Consider the following 16316-nt stretch of genomic DNA (forward strand, 5'->3'; position numbering starts at 1 on the left):
GGCATCACGCGGAGACTACGAGCGATGATCAGACGGCGCAGTGCGATCGAGCCAGCCATCGGCCACATGAAGACAGATGGCAAACTCGATCGGAACTGGCTGAAGGGAGCGCTCGGTGACGCGATGCACGCTGTGCTATGCGGCGCCGGTCACAACCTGCGGATGATCCTGAGGAAGCTGCGGCTTTTTTACGCCCTTGTTCTCATCGCCCTGTTCTTCGCTGTCGATCAGAGAGCATCCGCCCGCTGACGCCGATGTTGCCGATGACGGCCAAAACGAATTGTTCAGGGGCGACTCTGTAGAGCCCCCGCTCCATTCGCCGAAGCGCCGATTCCTGTGATAATCACAGAATGCCACGCCCTGCCTTGTAAGGGATATCGGCTTGCCGTCGGCGCAGTTGACCAGGGTGCCGGATCCATCGCGGGTCCATGAATGGTTACCTGAAATTTCTACGCAACTTCATTCGTCATCCTCTTTATTTTATGTGGATTCACCGAGAATCAGTACTTTAAGGAGCCGGCCACCCTCACCTAGGCGTACCTTTACGCGTCATGGAGCGAATGACGCATCAAATACCAGCATCGCCCCGTCTATAATAAACAGCTGCCGGACACCAACGATCGCATGGAGCCCTATTTTATGAATCAAGCCCGCGGGCGATATGCGGGATCCCGCGACAGCGGCCAACGCCAACCTCGCCACGAAAAGAAGCCTCAGTCCAACCGGCCGAGACAACCGTATGTGAAGGCGGCTGTCCAGGACTCCACACAGACGGCCTCCGTTTTCAAGACACGGTCGTTCCAGTTTCTCGTCAACGCAGTGGGCGCGGAAAATATCGCCATCGCCCTTGAGTCCACCATGACGCGCGTGGCCGAACTGCTAAAGGGCGAAAGGTTCACGCCTGAGACCGCCTTTCATATGGAAACGACGCTCGGGTTGCCGCATGGTTTTTTTGACCAGCCCAATCCTGGGCTTACAGCCGAGACCATCGCCCGGCTGAAGTCACCACTCGACTTCATTCACACAGAAGACAGACAAGACGGCGAGTCCGAAGCACTTAAGCCGGCTTCTGCCCTGACCGTTGACCCGCAACCATCTCTTGAAGACAGTTTGTCCGAGGAAGCGCAAATGCCCAGGAAAGCAACCGGCGGTACACCCAGGGCCGTCAAGACCAGTCCAGGCAAAACGGCTGGACAGCCCGAAGCTCGTACGCCGCGAAAGGCTTCGCGTTCGGAATCCAGGACGTCTCCTGAAACGGCCCAGCAGCAGTCGCTGGCACTCAACGATGGCGCCGACGTAGAAAACATCCGGCGCGCCAACCTCCACGTTCTCACGAGTCGCAACGGATCGAAAGCAAGACTGGGTGTGGTTATGGAGTTGAGTGGCTCCAACATGGCCCACCGGCTCCACGGCAAGAAGCGCATGGACACGGTCGAAGCCAACCGGTTCACGGAACGGCTCGGCTTGCCAGCTGGCTGGCTGGACACCCCGCGCTCCGAAGCCGAGATTCCCGCGTCGGTGTCGCAACTGCTTGCGCCTGCTTCGCGCGGACGTGTATCCGCTCAACAGCCCGAATCGCTTGCGCCCGCAACGAACGACGATATGCCAGTGAAGGCCGCAGGCAAGAAGGCGCGTGCACGGCGCGCGCGGGCGAGCGATCCAGAAAGCTCAACTGTTTCGGCGGATGTCGCAGGAGAGAAAGAGGCGATCGTGATCAGCGCGCAAGATCATGTCAATGGCTTTCCCGACGACGTTACCGGTCACCTGCCTGAAGAAGGTCGTGACGGGGCGCCGGCAGCTACACGGGCAACCCCAGAGTCGCTCGCCGCGTCCGCAGTACCGCAGCGAAACCCGGCAGCGCCCGCTTCCGTGACGAGTCTGGACAACCTCCACGGTATAGAGCCAATAGCGGAAGCCTTGATCAAGACGCTGGCAGGCAAGGCACGCACGGGTCGCCTGGACGAACTGAAAGCGCTGGAACTGCTGCAGCAGGCGATCCTGCTATGAGCCGGTATAGCGTGCCAGGCTCCCCGCGCCATGCCGCACAAAGCGCATCGAGGTGACCAGGTCACGCTACGCAAAAAATTGCGCTGTGTCAGGTCGACTTGCCACCGACCTGCATCGCCGGGCTGACCGGAGAGGTCAATCACCTGACGCTGCCGGGATGGCGGAGACTGGATTTTGCTCCCGGGTTTTCCTTGGCATACTGAACAGCGTGTGCCAGGTTATCCGCGGCGCAGAGTTCGCCTGCCATTCAATGGAGTCTGGACATGTGACGACGGCGGGCAGTTGCCAGCAGCGGATTCTCGTCGGCTTCGGCGTCGCCCTTTGGCGCACCGCCATCCGCAATGACGACGTGGACGTCCTGCGCGAAGGCATCTTCCAGACAGCTACGCGCGCGTGCAACGCATTCATGTTCCGGCGCATCGCCCGCACTCGCGGCAGCCTGGGCAGTCGCCTTTGCGGCAACGCCAAAAGCGGCGACGATCTCTTCCCACGTGAGTCCGGTCGTCATCGCTTCCTGCACGAGCTTGCCCGCGACAGCACCAATCTTCGCCCTTAGTTCATCGTTCATCTGCTTTAGCTCCCACAATCCCTGCGCCGCGGACCTGCGGTATCAAGCGCCCTGCTTCCGCGGGTCAGGCGGATGCGTCACAGGCGGCTACGGCTTCCAGGACGGCTATTCTAGCGTCAGCTCATCGCTCACTACTCACCGGGTCCGTTGTTCCAATGTCGGTTGAGCAGCGGAATCGCACCCGCGTAGCATTCCTGGAAGGTCGGCGCGGGTGATACGGCCCGCGACACCATTTGACGGGCCGAAGCTCGTTTCAAAGTGAATCAGCCGATCTTTTCCGCGTGTCTTCAAGGTCCTCGACCGATCCGGTTCTGCGCCTCCCATCCCGAATGTCAGTTCGCCGACAGACTCCCGCTCCGTCTGCGCAATCAGCGCGAGGAAGGCACAGTTGTTTTCGTCCTGACCCGGGCAGCAATACCCCTCTGTCTGCTCCGACTTTCCAGCGGTTCCTTGGGGAGTGCCGCCAATGCAGGAAAGCGGAGGTCGCCGTCAGGCGCTTGCCGGAGTCGCGGCGCGCGGACAGTTAGTCGCGTTTATGGGCGGTTTCGCAACAAGGCTGCAGCCAGGCATCGAAAGGCGACCACACAGAAAACGCGACGAACCGCGAGACAGGGACAAATTTTGACGGGTGCTCTTGCCCCGCAGTGAAGCGTCCCAATATGCGAACCCGAAATCCATTCGCCCGCTGTCGAACATGTCAAACAAGAACTACCGTTCCCCGCGTCGTCCGTCTGCCAGTGCGCATGCAAAATCGCTCTTTCTTCCCATGCCCCGCAAGGAATCCTCGGATCTTGCGCTGCGTGCACGGATTGCGCTCGAGCGTCTGCGCAGCGGAGAAGCGGACCGCTCGCTGGTCAATCTCCTCTCGCAGATCATCATCATCACGAGCTTCATCACCCGGGCGGGACATGGGCAGCTCGATATCGCTGAAATCGAATGCGTTGAGCGTGGACTCGGAGAGGTGCTCAATCAGGCAGACCGCACTGGCGTCTGGAATGTGCCTGAATCGTTGACTGACGGTCTCACCGCCGTGGTAAATGAATACGACCGCGCGCTCAGCGCGACCCGAATGGAGATCGTACTCAGGGCGAGCGATTACCTCGGAAAGCTGGTCGGTATGGTCGCGCGCGACACCCGCACCAACGACAGTCATCTCCAGTTTGCACGATAACGTCGTCAACACGCCCCGTCGCGCAATCGCACATCAGTCTGCTCATGTGCATTAAAGGCCGCCGGTGAACAAGGACGTGCGGACGTGAGGGAGGCTCGCACAAACGTCACACAGATATTCCGGCATCAGATGGTAACCAGGTCCCATAGACGGGGACCAAACCGCCGGGCTTGCATTGCAGGGAAATGGAGTCGCGGGCGGTGCAGCCTGCGATGGTCGGCAGAAGCGCGCAAGCGCTTACAACAAACAACGACAGGTGTATCGCGCGCTACACTGAGTCCACAACCCTGCATAGCCCTGCGCACATTGCATGCACTCCCGGCAACCACATCTCCGAAAGATAACAGCATGGAAATCCGCGTCGCGTACGAACATAGTCTCGCCACTGCGCCGGAGGAATTCATCGTTCAGGTGCCTTCGCAGCTCGTGAACGATATCCCCGCGAACGTGCCGCGCGCCCTGCTGCCTGAATTCATCGCGAACCTGATCGTCGAACGCTCACCGGCAATCGGAAAGATTCGCAATCTCAGGATTCTCTAGCGGGCTTCTTTTCAGCGGTGATGCCTGGGTGTCGACAGGCGTTGTTGCCCAGCCTCGGCAACACTCAGAAAAGGCTCTGTTGCCTGATATCGCGTGCTGGAGGCAATGACGGCTTCTGGCGTCGCGCGCCCGTGCGGCGGCGAATGACACGGCGTACATGGGCGATCAGCTCAAAGCTTCCGTTCTCAAAACTGAGCGTGAGCCTGAACTGCGTCAGCCCATCCGGTCCGATACCGGGCTGCACGCGCAGTGACGCACGCATGTCGAGCCGACGGGCACGGTCCACGAGCTGCGCGCGGCTCATGCCATTCCATGCGGCCGCGATCAGCCGACCAACCGCCGGAGGAACCGACTCGGGTGGACGGTCAACTGGCAACGCGAGAGAGACAAGTTCGAAACGGTAACCCATGGGTTGACGGCACGCGGCTCTGTGTCCGCACTTCCTGATGTACAAACATGGCGCCGCTCTCATTGAGGCGACGCGCGAAGCGACCTGAGTGATCAGTCGTAGCGGGCCGCGAATGCGGCGTGGCCAGCATGTCGCTCCGCCAGCTACGACTGGATCGCCCGTTACCGCCGTTGTCCTTTACGCTGCAGCGACTTCAGGCGTGGCAGCAGCCTCAACTGCGGCCGGTGCCTTTCTGGCCGCGACCTTGCGCGGCGCCGATGCCTTTTTCGCGGGCGCTGCGGCCTTGCGCCCACGCACACCCTTTGCCGGCGCCGCTGTTGCCCGGCCAGCCTTTTTCGTAGCGGCTGCCGTCTTCGCCGCCTTCCTGGCCACGACACGCTTTGCGCCTGCCTTCTTCGCAGCTACCTTTTTCGCAGCAGCCTTTTTCGCAGATGCCTTCCTGGCAGGCGCTGCCTTTGCGCCGGCAGTCTTCGCCGTTGCACCAGCTTCAATCAGGAATTTCGAACGATCCTTAACGTCGCGAATCCAGAGCGGCGCCAGACCACGGCCCGACCACGTCGCGCCCGTTTTCGGATCCGCGTATTTCGGCGCGACGTGATGCACGACCGCACCCGGGGCTTTTGCTGCGGCCTTTGCCAGCGTCGTCCCAGGTTTGCGACCGCGTCGCTTTGCAACAAAGCCTTCGATATCGGCGACAGTCAGTCCGTGCTTTTGCATCAGGTCACGGATTTTCGTCAGGCCCACCGACGACTGCTTTTCGGCAATCGTTGCCGCCTGCTTCTGCAGTTTGGCAATTTTCGAATTGATTGCGTCCAGGGTAACCATTTCTATTCCTCGCTGTGGGGTTTACCGTTCATGCGATCCTGGAACTTCCCTGGCTTGGTTCCCAGGCACTTCGAAGTTCGGTCTGCCCGTCAGAATTGACGCGATCGTCGCGGTCGCAATTATGACCTTTTCAGTTCGCTCGTGCAAATTGCATGTTCGGTATGCAGCAGTTTGAATGAACAGGAGATTAAAAATTAACTCACGCATGAGTTGTCTGCGCGTACCGGAACCGCTGCGTTTTCCATTCAAATGCTGACTTGCAGCAAAACCCTCAATTCTCTATTGTCCAGACATGTACCCATGCGTCGTCGATCGTGCGAACGATACTCCTGTTTGTCCCACAAAGAGAATCGCAGGTGCGACAAAAGATGACTCAAGGCGCACAGGCAACCTGGCATCGCCTACGGGTTGACTTATACTTGTAGGGAAGCTGACTGCCAGCCGCGACGCCTGTCGCACGCTGCCCCCAGAAAAACTTGATTCGAAAATACCCTGTTCTCTTCGCTGTCACAGCACGGACGCCATTGAGTCGCATGGAGTCCTGGCGGCACGCGATTTGCAATCAATTAATTCAACGACAGATTGTTGCGCGGGGAATACCACATGGATGAAAGAAAACGCGAAAGCATCGTGGCCTATTTGAGGCGACGGATGGCCGAGCTTGGAATCGAGCCCGAAGACATCGCCGCTTCACTGGCGGCCGACCAGGAGCGGTTGCGGGCGGTGCGGTTCCGCGACGCTTCAGGGAACACGTGGGATGGCAAAGGCCCCCCGCCGCAGTGGGTGGTTCAGGCAATCAGTGCCGGCCAGTCTCTTGAACATTTTGCAATTGATTCGGCATCGACACGGGAATCAGGCAAACGCACCGGCACCGACTGGCGCAATGACCCGTTTGCTGGAACGAGGCTCGCCACTGTCAGGACAGAGGACATTGAAGCCACCTGAGAAAGGAGAATGAGAGTAGAAAAAGCAGACACTCTCCGCCTGGACGTACGCTTCGGTTCGTCAGCCGGTGCCCCGCACTCAGGTTGCGCAAGAGACCCCACGGGTCGCCGAGCCACTTAAACAGGATTACCAGATGCGGTGAGCGGACGCGGTACCAGCAGTCGTTCAATCGTCGCCAGGGCAGTCGGTCGTGCCTATCTAACGAAACCGGGCGGTCATCACGCGGCTATCTAGCTCCTTCCGGCATTCGCGGCATGTCCAGTATGCCCTCCGGATGAGCTTCTGCCTCCAGCGACGCGAGTACTTCGCGCTCCAGCAGTGAAAAAGATCCCAGATCAACAAGCCTGCTGAACGGCGTGGCTCAACGCGCGCATTTTCCGTCAGTTGACGCGACGCCTGCGCTGATAGCAGCTTCCCTACTCCTCTTCCTGCACGCTATCCGAAACCTGGTGCGTCCACGAATTAACCATTGCAAGATGAATCGGCTTGAGCGCAATGCCCCAGGCTTCCAGCAAACCATCGAAAGAGGGTTGGCCTTGCGTTCGGGGCACGGGCAATGCGATCCCCGTTAACCGGTAGCGCACCCGTTCTTTCGCACTTACGCCTGTGCGGGCGATGCGCTCGAGTGCGCCATTGCGCAGGGCGTACTGGATCGCATCAGACGCCGTGCGCGAACTCATCAGCCCGGAAGCCGCGATTTCGCTCACTGTCGCGACAGCATGCTCACCAAGCCACGCGAGCAGAATCTCGGCGTTTGCGTGTGCGCTCACGGTGCGTTTTTCCCGGGCAGAATGCTTACGCCCTTCATTACCGCCCCCAACGATATGTTTGCTCGCACGAATGTTACAGGATCCGCTGGACGCCCCAAGGCAGACTCCATGATGGCGTACGCCACTTCAGCGCGCTTCCGGTCAGTTTGCACCGGGCGTGCTCCCCGATAAACGAATCCTTTGCCGATTCAGGCAGGCAGCGGAAAGAGCATTGCACACTCAAGTGCCGAATAGAAAGTGCGCCCATGGTCACGGTCAGGAAAAGCATCGCCGTATGCGGGTTGTTCAACACATGGGCTACCGCCATCGCCCAGATTTTTCCTGGTATCGCTTAGGAGTACGATCACCGTGACGACACCGAAGACCCCGAGGTGCAGAAAGGTCGTGTCGTCGCTGCGGAAGCGTCCAAGGCGATGGACGCCCCCGGGATCGCGACGCTGTACCGATACGACGGGAGCTATCTGAACACGATTCGCTGATTCGCTACCGCACCAGCTACGGAGATTGCAATGAGGGCGACAACGGGCGCAAATAGCCGCCCCATGTCACCGGCGCATACGGGCAGGGATTTCAACGGCGCCGCACTTCCCGAAGCACGACGGTTGAACTATCTGCAGGGGACCGCCTCGCTGGGTGCGCGGAAGCGACACCCAGGGAACAACGGAGCCTCCCCTGTTGCCGCAGATTCATCCGGTTTTCCGAAGAGAAGCAATTCATCGCTCAGTCTCTGGTCCGCCGTCCGGCGCTTCGCCATCAGCCGGCGACTCGTTATCCTGGTCCGCACGGGGCGTATCGCCGACGACGGGCGGATGCGGTCGACGCACGATATCGCGCAGTTCGTCACGCTCCCAGGCCGCGCGCTCACGCTGCGCCGTCCTGCGGTCCTGTGCCTCGGCATCAAGCTCGGCGCTCCGCAACTCCCGGATGCTCTCCAGCTCCGGCTGTTCGAACGTGACGCGCATTCGCAGCTCAGCCGCGGCGCGCGCGGCGGCTGTCCTGAAGACTTCCGGCCCGCTTAGCGACAGCATCGAGCCGAACTTCTGCTGTGCCAGGCGCAGTGCAAGCTCAAGCGCCTGCCGCTCGCCGTCCCACAAGCGCAGCGTACGACCCTCGTCGACGAGAAACGCCGCACCGTCCCGGCGGTACTCGATCTCTCCAGTTGCCAGAACCTCGTAGGTGATTGAAGGGCCGCTGTAGATGATCTCGTTGCGACCGGACGTTACCGCGTCCACGTCACGCGATGGCGCACTGAAAACGACCGACCGCTCGCCGTCAGGACGCTGGATCCGCAGCCGCACCTGCTGCATCCGGCGCAGTTCACGTAACGCACGTTCGTCGCCACCCTGTGCGCGCTCCTGAAGGAAATCCCGGTACTGGTCACTTATCGGCCGGTCTCCAGCCCGCTTGAGCGCGTCACGCTCCTGTGCGATACGAGCACGCAGCATGGCCTCAGCCTCGAGGCGGGTCACGCGGGCGGCCGAGAGCTGCTCCGGGCGCTCCGACGATCGCAGATCCGCACGGTCCGCAAGCCGGTTGCGTACGCTGTAGAACGTTGCCTTGATCTCGCCACGCCGCGCCTTCTCGTGCTGCATCTGTTCATCCCAGGCGCGACGAAGGCCGGCGCGATAGATCGTGCGCCAATGCTGGAACCCGGCCCACAGATCCGGCTCAGGTGAACGACGTGGCGCATGTTCGGGACTGCGCCCTGTCTGCGCCCGGTACACGTCGCGCAGCAGTTGCGCCGCCTCGGCCCACGAGAGATTCATCTCCTTCGTGAGGAAATCCGACACATTGAGATTGCGTGAGCCAGCCCGGATGCGGTCACCGCCGTCCGCACCTTTACCGATGCTGTACTTCTCGACAATCAGCCCGTGAGAATGCGCGAGTGCGGCAAGCAGCCGGCAAGCATCGAGGGTCATCCGGATTTCTGCAAACCCGGACCGCTCACGGGCGTCGCGAACAGCGCGCGCCTCCACGAGATCACGCGCGAACTGGTCGCGAACCGTATCGGCCTCCCGGCCCGTTGCGGCCCGCGCACGTGCATTGAAGACCGTGGCCGCGCCCGTGTCAGCAGCAACAGTAGTCTCAAAGGGCATCGATTCGATCGCATCGAGCGACTGGACATCAGCCAGGCTGCAGACCTCGTCCCGCGGACCGAATTCCGCCGGCGCACGGCCACCGCCGGGCGCCCGGTTCAGACCGTACGCTTCACGCGGGCCGAATAGTCCGCCGTCACGCGCGAACTTGTCGGCGGCCGTTGCGGCCATCCGGGCCCGCCCCGCGTCGTCGGCCGTGTCCCACCTCTCGTACATACGCGCAGCAATTGCGTTCAGCAGCGTATGCCGTGGGTCTAGCTGTTCTCCTCCCGTTCGCTCGCGATCGCCAGACCATCGCAATGCGTCAATTCGGTCGGCTTGCTGGTTTCCCAGCTCCAGTAATGCATCAGCCGGCAGAAGCATTTGAGGTCGCGTGGCGTTGCCATCCACACCGCCGCCGGGCACACCTCGCACACGGTATGGGGCTCGGGCCGGCGCGCGGGGTCGATCGAAGCCAGCGTCAAGGTCGTGATCCGCTCCGCGTCGCCACCGGCCCCGGAGTTCGTGCTGCGCGCGCTCCGGCTCGTGCCAGCGCGGCTGCCTCCAGTCTCGCCAGTCTCCGGGTCCACCATCGTTTCGTCGTAGTCGCTCATCGATTCCTCCTGCTGCGTCATAGAACCGCATTTCCCGGTGTTCCAGAATGCGCCGCTGTTCCGCCGGCGACGCCGCCTGATACGTTTTGTAGAAACTGCTGCCGCTATTGAGATACTTGATCTCCCTGGCGCGCGTATCGTTCCACTCGGCAAGGGCATCGAGATACGCCCGAGGGGTCGCGTGTGGCATGCCGGGTTCGAAGTACTCCGCGTGAACATTGCGATCGAGGGCTTCGCGCTTGCCCGTAACATCGAGTTCGATGAACGCGCGCGAAAAGACAAACTCCTTCAGGTTCACGCCTTTCGCTGCGCCCGCAGGCTTCACGTTTTCATATTCGGTTTCACGGCCCGCATTGCGCATGCGTGTCTCGCCGAACTCCGTGAGCATGACGCGAAAGTCCTCAAAATGCGTCACATCGCGCGACAGTACGGCATCGAGGATTGCGGCCTTCAGCTCGCGGTTCATCGGCGCGAACACGTCACCCTTGTAACGGCTGATCATCTCGGACGCATCCGTGAAGTGCACGCGCCGGTTGTCCTTCGGACTGGCGAACCCGTACTTCGCGTTGATGTGCTCCTGGAACGCCTCCAGAAACCGCTCGTTATGATCGACCTTCCCAAACGGATAAAGTCGGCGCCCGGTCAGCAGGTTGACTTCCGGAATCACCACGTGCACGTGGACCTTCCGCTCGACAAACTCGCCGCTGCGCCGGTCCGCGTAGCTCTTGAGCCGGGGCACGTGCGCCTCGGCGTAGAAGTTGTATTCGTCCGACTGGTAGGCGGCAAATGCGAACGCCTCGAACTCGCGGACAATCTCACCTAGCAGCTCGCGCGACACCTCGTCTTCCTTGAACGATAGCGTGACATTGATATAGCGCTCCGCCTCCGTGTCGATCGACTGGATGATGCTGTTGGTCAGATCAAGGTCCCCTGCGAGTATCACGCGTTCGTCCAGCTCGTCGCGCTCGAACTCGCGGTCCTGCTTCTGGCCCTTCTCCAGATAGGCCTTGATGCCGTCGTGATAACCGCGTACCCGGATGAGCATGGGTCACGCCCCTGTCCGCGGCTCTTGCCGCGCCAGCCCCGGAAGCGATACCCGGAAACCGGGTCCGATAGAGATTTGCGCCAGCACTACACGGCGGCGCGCATTGAGCATCGCACGGACCGCACTGCAACCAGCGTGCATCACCGGGCCATACTCGCGGGCGCGCATTGACAGGTACAGGCGCGTCTCGAAATGCATGACAGTCTTTGCTGCCCGCACGTTTACACAAGCGCGCGGATGTCCCGCAGGCACGGGCACCGCTGCACCGTTCCCGGTTGCGTCCGTGTGGCGGACAGGCGGTTCCTTCATCGGCCTCTCCTTTCCCTAGTCGACCTTCGCAAGCGTAGCCTTCAGATACCGGGAGATCATCTGGATCTGGTTCAGCAACTGCTCGTAGGTTGCTTCGGATAACGTACCGCTTGTGTGGTCCGAGTTCGCCCGGCGTGCGATCTGGTTCAGGTTTTGGCTGGTCCTGTTGAAGATATACAGCAGTCGCCTGCGCTCCACGCTGTCCACTGGCCGCGCAATCACCCGCGTGCGGTTCGTGAGCACTGCCTGACGGAAAAACTCCGATTGCGTCAGCCCGCTTAGCGTCACCTTTTCCAGATAGGCCGCGCGGTCCGCCTCCGACAACCGGAATGCGATCGGTTTGCCCAGCCCTGCCCCATCGTTACCTTTCTTGCGTGGCATCGTCTATAGCCCCGCTGGATGCGTCCAGTCTGCCGACTGCCCTGGCAAGGTGAACCGCGTCTCGTCGCCGTTGATCGTATGCGCGCGGAATTCATAGGCTGGCCAAAGCACCTCGCATTCGCCCAGAACGGACATTGCCTGGTCGCCCGTCATGGGCCGCGAGTAACCCGCCCACGGCAGGTAGTGCGACCGACCGTTGTGTCTATCCGCTTTCGACCGGATGACAAGCTGGATCACCCATTCACTGGTCGGAATCATGGATGCCTCCTTATGCACTGCGCATACCTGGCAGTGCTGAGTGTTGACGGCAATTCCGTCGACTCGATGGATGCGGCGCAGTAGTCCGCATCGGGGTTTCAAAGGGGCTTGGCCCCTTTGGCACGCAATATTTTATGGAACGCGTAGCGTTGCGTAAACATATTCGACGTGCCTCGCTTCCCTGCTCTGTAGCAAACACTGTAGCAGCCATATTGCAGGTTTCAAGCATCAATTCGCATAACTAAAGCTAGTTTAAAGCGTTTACTCATCACGCATTTTTGACTATTTAGCACTTTTGTAGCACCATCGGTCTGCGTTGACTCTCCGCGGACCTCGCCATGCCGCTCACTGACCTCCCCGCCGTTGTCGAAGACCTGCTTGATGCACCCGCAACCAGCACGGCGCGCTCCGAAACCGCGCAGCTGGCCGATTTGATCGAGCAGATCGATGCGGCCATGGCACGCGGTGTCTCCAGGCGCGAACTCCACGCCCGCCTGCAAAAGCGCGGCCTCACCATGACTCTCCCCGTTTTCGACAACGCGCTGCACCGCATCCGCAAACGCCTGGGCCGACGCGCACCGAACCGCACCCATGCGCCCCTCAATCGCGCTGCATCGCCCGTCCCCGCCCCGGCACCCTCCGCCCGTGTTATGCGGGGAGCCCACGCGCCGCACTCGTCCACGCCAGCCACTTCCTCACCTCGCGCAGGCATCAGGACGCTCGATGAACTCGCCGCTGAGAACCCGCACCTGTCGCGCATGCAGCTGATCAAGCTCGAAGCGCAGCAATACGACCAGCCGTCGATTTCCAGTGCCGGACTCGACGAAATTGCGCGCAGGTACGGCGGGCCGCCCAGGCGCTGAACCGTATTGCCCCGCCGCGCTGCGCCGGGTCGGCCCGCTCCCCACGCGTCCCGCGCGGGTCCCATAGCCCTGCATACGGGCGCGCGCCGCGCGCTGTACCTCGGCGGTCGCGATGCGTCCCGGGTTGAATTGCAAAAAGGGGCGGAGGTCGATCGTCGGCGAATTCGTGCTTCCCTAACCTGCTACGCCTGCCGTTCAGGTCGAAGCTGATTCGCGGTGCCTCCGCGAGCCGCTCCGGGACAAGCGACTTTTACGCACTGAAAGAGAAAGAACCGCCCTGGCTCACGCCTGGACGGTTCCGGAGACAAAAGCAGTACTTAGGCAAGGTGGCATCGCTTAGGCGGCTTCAGCTTCCTGCTGCGGGTCACGTGAAACCGGGTCGCCCGTTGCGCCCGTTTCGGGGTCCGCATCGGCTTCTTCATCGTCATTGTCCCGATATCCGTAGCTGACTTGCTTCGGCACCTCGCGGTTTCGCAGCAAGTCCGGCAACCAGCCCGAGTCCGTCACGCGAAGCTCAGCCGCCGCCGCATCGTCCTTCTTCATGCCGCGAAGTTCGCCGGAACCTGCGGCTCTACGGCTTCGCTGACTACTGCCTCAATTCTGGCTTTCGACACATGCTCGAAGTACGCTGTGCGCGTCAGCTTCCAGTAGTGCGTGAAATCCACGTTGAGGGTACTCATTCCTGCGCCGCGTGATCGTCTGCCGTGCCGGCACTTTCGCCAACTCGTAGTCGAGCCGTTCATCGCATAGCAGCTTGAGCAATGATGGCGCGAGATTCGCGATTTTCAGCGCGCGGCGCACGGCGACATCGTAATCCTGCACATCGCAGCAATGTGCCCCATAGTGTTTTCCTCTGGCGTCAGCAGCGGGAAGGCTACACACCCGTCCGCGATGCATATATCTCGCATTCGCGGTTCTCAATCAGCGACGCGGCCACCGCGTCGCTTTCGCTGAAGATCAACACGGGCGCTGGGTGATCCTTCGTGATGCGCCCTTGTGCAAACAGCAGATGCAGCTTCACGGCGCTGGCCCGCACAGACGCCAAACTTCGGGAGCTTCGCTCGGCTCTTCATTTCGTGCACGACCGTTGTTCTGAATTAGGCCCTGCTCGTAGATAGTCTCAGCGAGCGATTCGATACTTGTTGACTGCATTTTTCGCACATTGAGCGGCGACGGACACAGCCGGGAGTGCGGAACGTATTCAATGCGCGCTTTGGTCTCGATGCTCGTTTCGGTGCGTGGTTCTGCCTGGTTGATTCGTACGTCTTTCACTCTGACATTTTTCCGGTTATTGCCATCGCGATGTGCGATGCATATTCAAAATAATATGAACTCCAATATCTACGCGTTGCGCATCTCGCATAAAATGATTTATAATTTTTAATTGGTATTGCTTATTAATTTAAAATAACAAACTGAATTTACTTTCATACTGCCCGTAAGAAACTATAATTGATTCTGTGCCTCGCACATCGCGATGGCAATAACCGGAGAGATACCGTGAGTACTACTGAACGCAAGATTGCTTCTGCTGTTGTTCCCGATGAACTGCGTCAGAACGTGCTGCCCCGCTACCTCGGCCACCATTACTTCGAAGGTGAGTCGCTGGTGTATGACTGGGCCGGGCGTCTGGATCACAGCTACGAAGGCGGTCACTGGGACTTCTTCACGCTGTCCAACGATGGTTTTTACATGGCACCGTCCAATCAGGGACGCGTGCATGTCCGCTGGCATATGAACGGTTACAGCGACATGATGGGTGCGGACGCATTCGGCATAACCGTTACCCTCTTCGCCCTCTGCCACCTCGCGGAAAGGACCCAGGACGACACCGTCATCGAGCGCTATCACCAGTTGCGTGAGTATGCCGCACAGCATGTGGAAGCCGCGAACATCCTCCGCGCTATTGACTGATCAACCGGCCCCGGCCTGCGGGTCGGGGTGACTCCTTCATAGGAGGGGAACAGCATGAACACGCTTGCCAGCCGTTTCAGCCGTAACGCCGTCGCCCTGCGCTCTGACCGGCCACTGACGAATGATGAAATCGCGCGCGTTGCGCCTTCGATTCTTGCTAACGCCCCGCACGAAAGCCGCTCGTCGCGCTACAGCTACATTCCGACAGTCGAGGTGCTCGACGCCCTGCGCAAGAAAGATTTCCAGCCCTTCATGGTCTGTCAGACACGGGTGCGTGACGACGGAAGGCGTGCTTTCACAAAGCACCTGCTTCGGTTACGCCATTCCGATCAGATCAGTAGTCGCGAAGCAAACGAAATCATTTTGATCAATTCACATGATGGCACTTCGAAATATCAAATGCTCGCCGGAATGTTCCGCTTCGTCTGTCAGAACGGGATTGTCTGTGGGGACAACGTTAGCGATATTCGTGTGCCGCACAAGGGCGATGTTATTGGCGAAGTGATCGACGGTGCCTTCAAGGTGCTCGACAGTTTCGAGGCGCAAACACAGCAGCGTGAAGGCATGGAGGCAACCGTGCTCGATGAAGGCGAACAGACCGCCTTCGCCCGCGCAGCGCTCGCATTGCGGTATGGCGATGACAGGCCCGCACCGGTCACGGAACAGCAGCTTCTGGCGCCCCGTCGTTTCGAAGACCGTGGGTCCGATCTCTGGAGGACCTTCAACCGCGTGCAGGAAAGCATGACCCGTGGCGGGCTGCATGGTCGCAATGCAAGCGGCAGGGCAACCACCACTCGCGCCGTGACGGGTATCGACCAGAATATCCGCCTCAACCGTGCCCTGTGGGTCCTCGCTGAAGAACTGCGCCGCCTGCGCGGCTAACCGGCTGGCCCTGGCCCTCGGGTCAGGGCCCATCGCGATATCCTGGGGAATCACATGGACACGCTCAATACGCGCCCTACTTGGCTGGCCACGTTGCTGCCGCTACTGGCCATCTGGCAGTACGGCGATAGAAGCCAGGTTCGCGGCGAACTGTATCGCATGGCCCTGTCGGCGGACGCGGCGGCGCACTCCGCCGAAGCACTGAGGCGCATCGCCGAGATGCTGGACCGCGACGGCAACGCAATCGATACGCAACGTGAGGAGTTGCGCGCTATCACCCGCTGCGCCCTGGCTGACTTCGAACGCGTGCCGCCTTCCGCACCCGCTGTAATGGACATCGAGCGCCGGGGTCGTCTGCAGTAACGCTCTCTGACCGACTGACATTCATCGCCCGCGCGAGGGCTGGGCGGGCGTGTGAGGTTTCCATGAACAGGACTGCTTTTGTCGCGCGCAGTTGTAAATTGATACGGCAACGCAGTTAGGAATTGATACACCTCGTTGTAGGGTTGCTCCTTTTGGGCGGCCCGTGATCAGCTACGAGGAGTACATGGAAATCGAGATTCTGCGTCGCCAGGGAAACAGCCTCCGGGACATCGCAGTCGAGACCGGCATGGCAGTTAACACAGTCAGGAAGTATCTGAAATCGGGTCCGCCGCAACGCAAGGCCCGTCAGCCGGTACCGGGCAAACTTGCGCCGTTCAAGACGTATCTGCAGGGCCGCGTGGAAGCGGCGAAGCCAG

At 60.5% G+C, this 16316-nt stretch carries 17 protein-coding genes and 2 pseudogenes; 10 read left to right on the plus strand and 9 right to left on the minus strand.

Features of this window, described 5'->3' with window-relative positions; translation table 11 throughout:
* A pseudogene (locus E1N52_RS41665) lies at positions 1 to 249 on the plus strand (IS5/IS1182 family transposase); the annotation flags it as partial.
* Positions 250 to 639: 390 nt separating this feature from the next.
* Positions 640 to 2007 (plus strand): hypothetical protein, encoded by a 1368-nt coding sequence (locus E1N52_RS41670; RefSeq protein WP_133190777.1) that lies wholly within the window; start codon positions 640 to 642, stop codon positions 2005 to 2007.
* A gap of 247 nt (positions 2008 to 2254) precedes the next feature.
* On the opposite strand, the gene E1N52_RS41675 is transcribed toward E1N52_RS41670, so the two are convergent.
* The gene (locus E1N52_RS41675) at positions 2255 to 2575 is read right to left on the minus strand and encodes a hypothetical protein (RefSeq protein ID WP_133190779.1); all 321 of its coding nucleotides are present in this window, start codon (positions 2573 to 2575) and stop codon (positions 2255 to 2257) included.
* A 634-nt stretch (positions 2576 to 3209) separates the two neighbouring features.
* Between E1N52_RS41675 and E1N52_RS41680 the strand changes: the two genes are divergently transcribed.
* Both E1N52_RS41680 and E1N52_RS41685 read left to right on the plus strand, forming a co-directional pair.
* Positions 3210 to 3746 carry a hypothetical protein gene (locus E1N52_RS41680; RefSeq protein ID WP_246089452.1) on the plus strand — a complete coding sequence of 179 codons (537 nt, stop codon included), beginning with the start codon at positions 3210 to 3212 and terminating at the stop codon, positions 3744 to 3746.
* A 348-nt stretch (positions 3747 to 4094) separates the two neighbouring features.
* On the plus strand, positions 4095 to 4286 hold the full coding sequence (locus E1N52_RS41685) for a hypothetical protein (RefSeq protein WP_133190781.1): 192 nt from the start codon (positions 4095 to 4097) through the stop codon (positions 4284 to 4286).
* 64 nt (positions 4287 to 4350) lie between these two features.
* Here E1N52_RS41685 and E1N52_RS41690 read toward each other — a convergent pair whose 3' ends face one another.
* Together E1N52_RS41690 and E1N52_RS41695 are read right to left on the minus strand one after the other, a co-directional pair.
* On the minus strand, positions 4351 to 4695 hold the full coding sequence (locus E1N52_RS41690) for a hypothetical protein (protein ID WP_133190783.1): 345 nt from the start codon (positions 4693 to 4695) through the stop codon (positions 4351 to 4353).
* 177 nt (positions 4696 to 4872) lie between these two features.
* Positions 4873 to 5520, minus strand: a complete 648-nt coding sequence (locus E1N52_RS41695) for an H-NS histone family protein (protein ID WP_133190785.1) — start codon at positions 5518 to 5520, stop codon at positions 4873 to 4875.
* A 603-nt stretch (positions 5521 to 6123) separates the two neighbouring features.
* Here E1N52_RS41695 and E1N52_RS41700 point away from each other — a divergent pair.
* Positions 6124 to 6465 (plus strand): H-NS histone family protein, encoded by a 342-nt coding sequence (locus E1N52_RS41700; protein ID WP_133190786.1) that lies wholly within the window; start codon positions 6124 to 6126, stop codon positions 6463 to 6465.
* Positions 6466 to 6881: 416 nt separating this feature from the next.
* On the opposite strand, the gene E1N52_RS41705 is transcribed toward E1N52_RS41700, so the two are convergent.
* From E1N52_RS41705 to E1N52_RS41720, 4 genes are all read right to left on the minus strand, one after another.
* Positions 6882 to 7235 carry a hypothetical protein gene (locus E1N52_RS41705; protein WP_133190788.1) on the minus strand — a complete coding sequence of 118 codons (354 nt, stop codon included), beginning with the start codon at positions 7233 to 7235 and terminating at the stop codon, positions 6882 to 6884.
* Between the two features lie 713 nt (positions 7236 to 7948).
* On the minus strand, positions 7949 to 10969 hold the full coding sequence (locus tag E1N52_RS41710) for an LPD7 domain-containing protein (protein WP_133190790.1): 3021 nt from the start codon (positions 10967 to 10969) through the stop codon (positions 7949 to 7951).
* Between the two features lie 324 nt (positions 10970 to 11293).
* A complete protein-coding gene (locus tag E1N52_RS41715; RefSeq protein ID WP_133190792.1) occupies positions 11294 to 11659 on the minus strand; it encodes a plasmid mobilization protein in 366 nt (121 codons plus the stop codon).
* 3 nt (positions 11660 to 11662) lie between these two features.
* A complete protein-coding gene (locus E1N52_RS41720; RefSeq protein ID WP_133190794.1) occupies positions 11663 to 11917 on the minus strand; it encodes a hypothetical protein in 255 nt (84 codons plus the stop codon).
* A 338-nt stretch (positions 11918 to 12255) separates the two neighbouring features.
* On the opposite strand from E1N52_RS41720, the gene E1N52_RS41725 reads away from it, so the two are divergent.
* Positions 12256 to 12780 (plus strand): hypothetical protein, encoded by a 525-nt coding sequence (locus tag E1N52_RS41725; RefSeq protein WP_246089453.1) that lies wholly within the window; start codon positions 12256 to 12258, stop codon positions 12778 to 12780.
* 336 nt (positions 12781 to 13116) lie between these two features.
* On the opposite strand, the gene E1N52_RS41730 is transcribed toward E1N52_RS41725, so the two are convergent.
* Both E1N52_RS41730 and E1N52_RS44475 read right to left on the minus strand, forming a co-directional pair.
* Positions 13117 to 13323, minus strand: coding sequence for a hypothetical protein (locus E1N52_RS41730; RefSeq protein ID WP_133190796.1), 207 nt, complete (start codon positions 13321 to 13323; stop codon positions 13117 to 13119).
* Positions 13320 to 13460, minus strand: coding sequence for a hypothetical protein (locus E1N52_RS44475; protein ID WP_165979576.1), 141 nt, complete (start codon positions 13458 to 13460; stop codon positions 13320 to 13322). The genes E1N52_RS41730 and E1N52_RS44475 overlap by 4 nt, the downstream gene beginning before the upstream one ends.
* An 820-nt stretch (positions 13461 to 14280) precedes the next feature.
* On the opposite strand from E1N52_RS44475, the gene E1N52_RS41735 reads away from it, so the two are divergent.
* From E1N52_RS41735 to E1N52_RS41750, 4 genes and pseudogenes are all read left to right on the plus strand, one after another.
* Complete coding sequence (locus tag E1N52_RS41735; RefSeq protein WP_133190798.1) at positions 14281 to 14694, plus strand: antirestriction protein; 414 nt, start codon at positions 14281 to 14283, stop codon at positions 14692 to 14694.
* Between the two features lie 54 nt (positions 14695 to 14748).
* A complete protein-coding gene (locus E1N52_RS41740) occupies positions 14749 to 15576 on the plus strand; it encodes a DUF932 domain-containing protein (protein ID WP_133190800.1) in 828 nt (275 codons plus the stop codon).
* Positions 15577 to 15630: 54 nt separating this feature from the next.
* Positions 15631 to 15939, plus strand: a complete 309-nt coding sequence (locus E1N52_RS41745) for a hypothetical protein (protein WP_133190802.1) — start codon at positions 15631 to 15633, stop codon at positions 15937 to 15939.
* A 163-nt stretch (positions 15940 to 16102) separates the two neighbouring features.
* Positions 16103 to 16316 (plus strand): annotated as a pseudogene (locus tag E1N52_RS41750) (IS21 family transposase); the annotation flags it as partial.

Origin of the sequence: Paraburkholderia guartelaensis, from assembly GCF_004353905.1 — a bacterium.
Lineage (GTDB): Bacteria > Pseudomonadota > Gammaproteobacteria > Burkholderiales > Burkholderiaceae > Paraburkholderia > Paraburkholderia guartelaensis.

Bases quoted from the DNA above. Each gene is read 5' to 3' on its own strand.
- E1N52_RS41670 (WP_133190777.1), top strand. From the start codon at position 640: ATGAATCAAGCCCGCGGGCGATATGCGGGATCCCGCGACAGCGGCCAA.
- E1N52_RS41675 (WP_133190779.1), bottom strand. From the start codon at position 2,575: ATGAACGATGAACTAAGGGCGAAGATTGGTGCTGTCGCGGGCAAGCTC.
- E1N52_RS41685 (WP_133190781.1), top strand. From the start codon at position 4,095: ATGGAAATCCGCGTCGCGTACGAACATAGTCTCGCCACTGCGCCGGAG.
- E1N52_RS41690 (WP_133190783.1), bottom strand. From the start codon at position 4,695: ATGGGTTACCGTTTCGAACTTGTCTCTCTCGCGTTGCCAGTTGACCGT.
- E1N52_RS41695 (WP_133190785.1), bottom strand. From the start codon at position 5,520: ATGGTTACCCTGGACGCAATCAATTCGAAAATTGCCAAACTGCAGAAG.
- E1N52_RS41700 (WP_133190786.1), top strand. From the start codon at position 6,124: ATGGATGAAAGAAAACGCGAAAGCATCGTGGCCTATTTGAGGCGACGG.
- E1N52_RS41710 (WP_133190790.1), bottom strand. From the start codon at position 10,969: ATGCTCATCCGGGTACGCGGTTATCACGACGGCATCAAGGCCTATCTG.
- E1N52_RS41715 (WP_133190792.1), bottom strand. From the start codon at position 11,659: ATGCCACGCAAGAAAGGTAACGATGGGGCAGGGCTGGGCAAACCGATC.
- E1N52_RS41720 (WP_133190794.1), bottom strand. From the start codon at position 11,917: ATGATTCCGACCAGTGAATGGGTGATCCAGCTTGTCATCCGGTCGAAA.
- E1N52_RS41725 (WP_246089453.1), top strand. From the start codon at position 12,256: ATGCCGCTCACTGACCTCCCCGCCGTTGTCGAAGACCTGCTTGATGCA.
- E1N52_RS41730 (WP_133190796.1), bottom strand. From the start codon at position 13,323: ATGAAGAAGGACGATGCGGCGGCGGCTGAGCTTCGCGTGACGGACTCG.
- E1N52_RS44475 (WP_165979576.1), bottom strand. From the start codon at position 13,460: ATGAGTACCCTCAACGTGGATTTCACGCACTACTGGAAGCTGACGCGC.
- E1N52_RS41740 (WP_133190800.1), top strand. From the start codon at position 14,749: ATGAACACGCTTGCCAGCCGTTTCAGCCGTAACGCCGTCGCCCTGCGC.
- E1N52_RS41745 (WP_133190802.1), top strand. From the start codon at position 15,631: ATGGACACGCTCAATACGCGCCCTACTTGGCTGGCCACGTTGCTGCCG.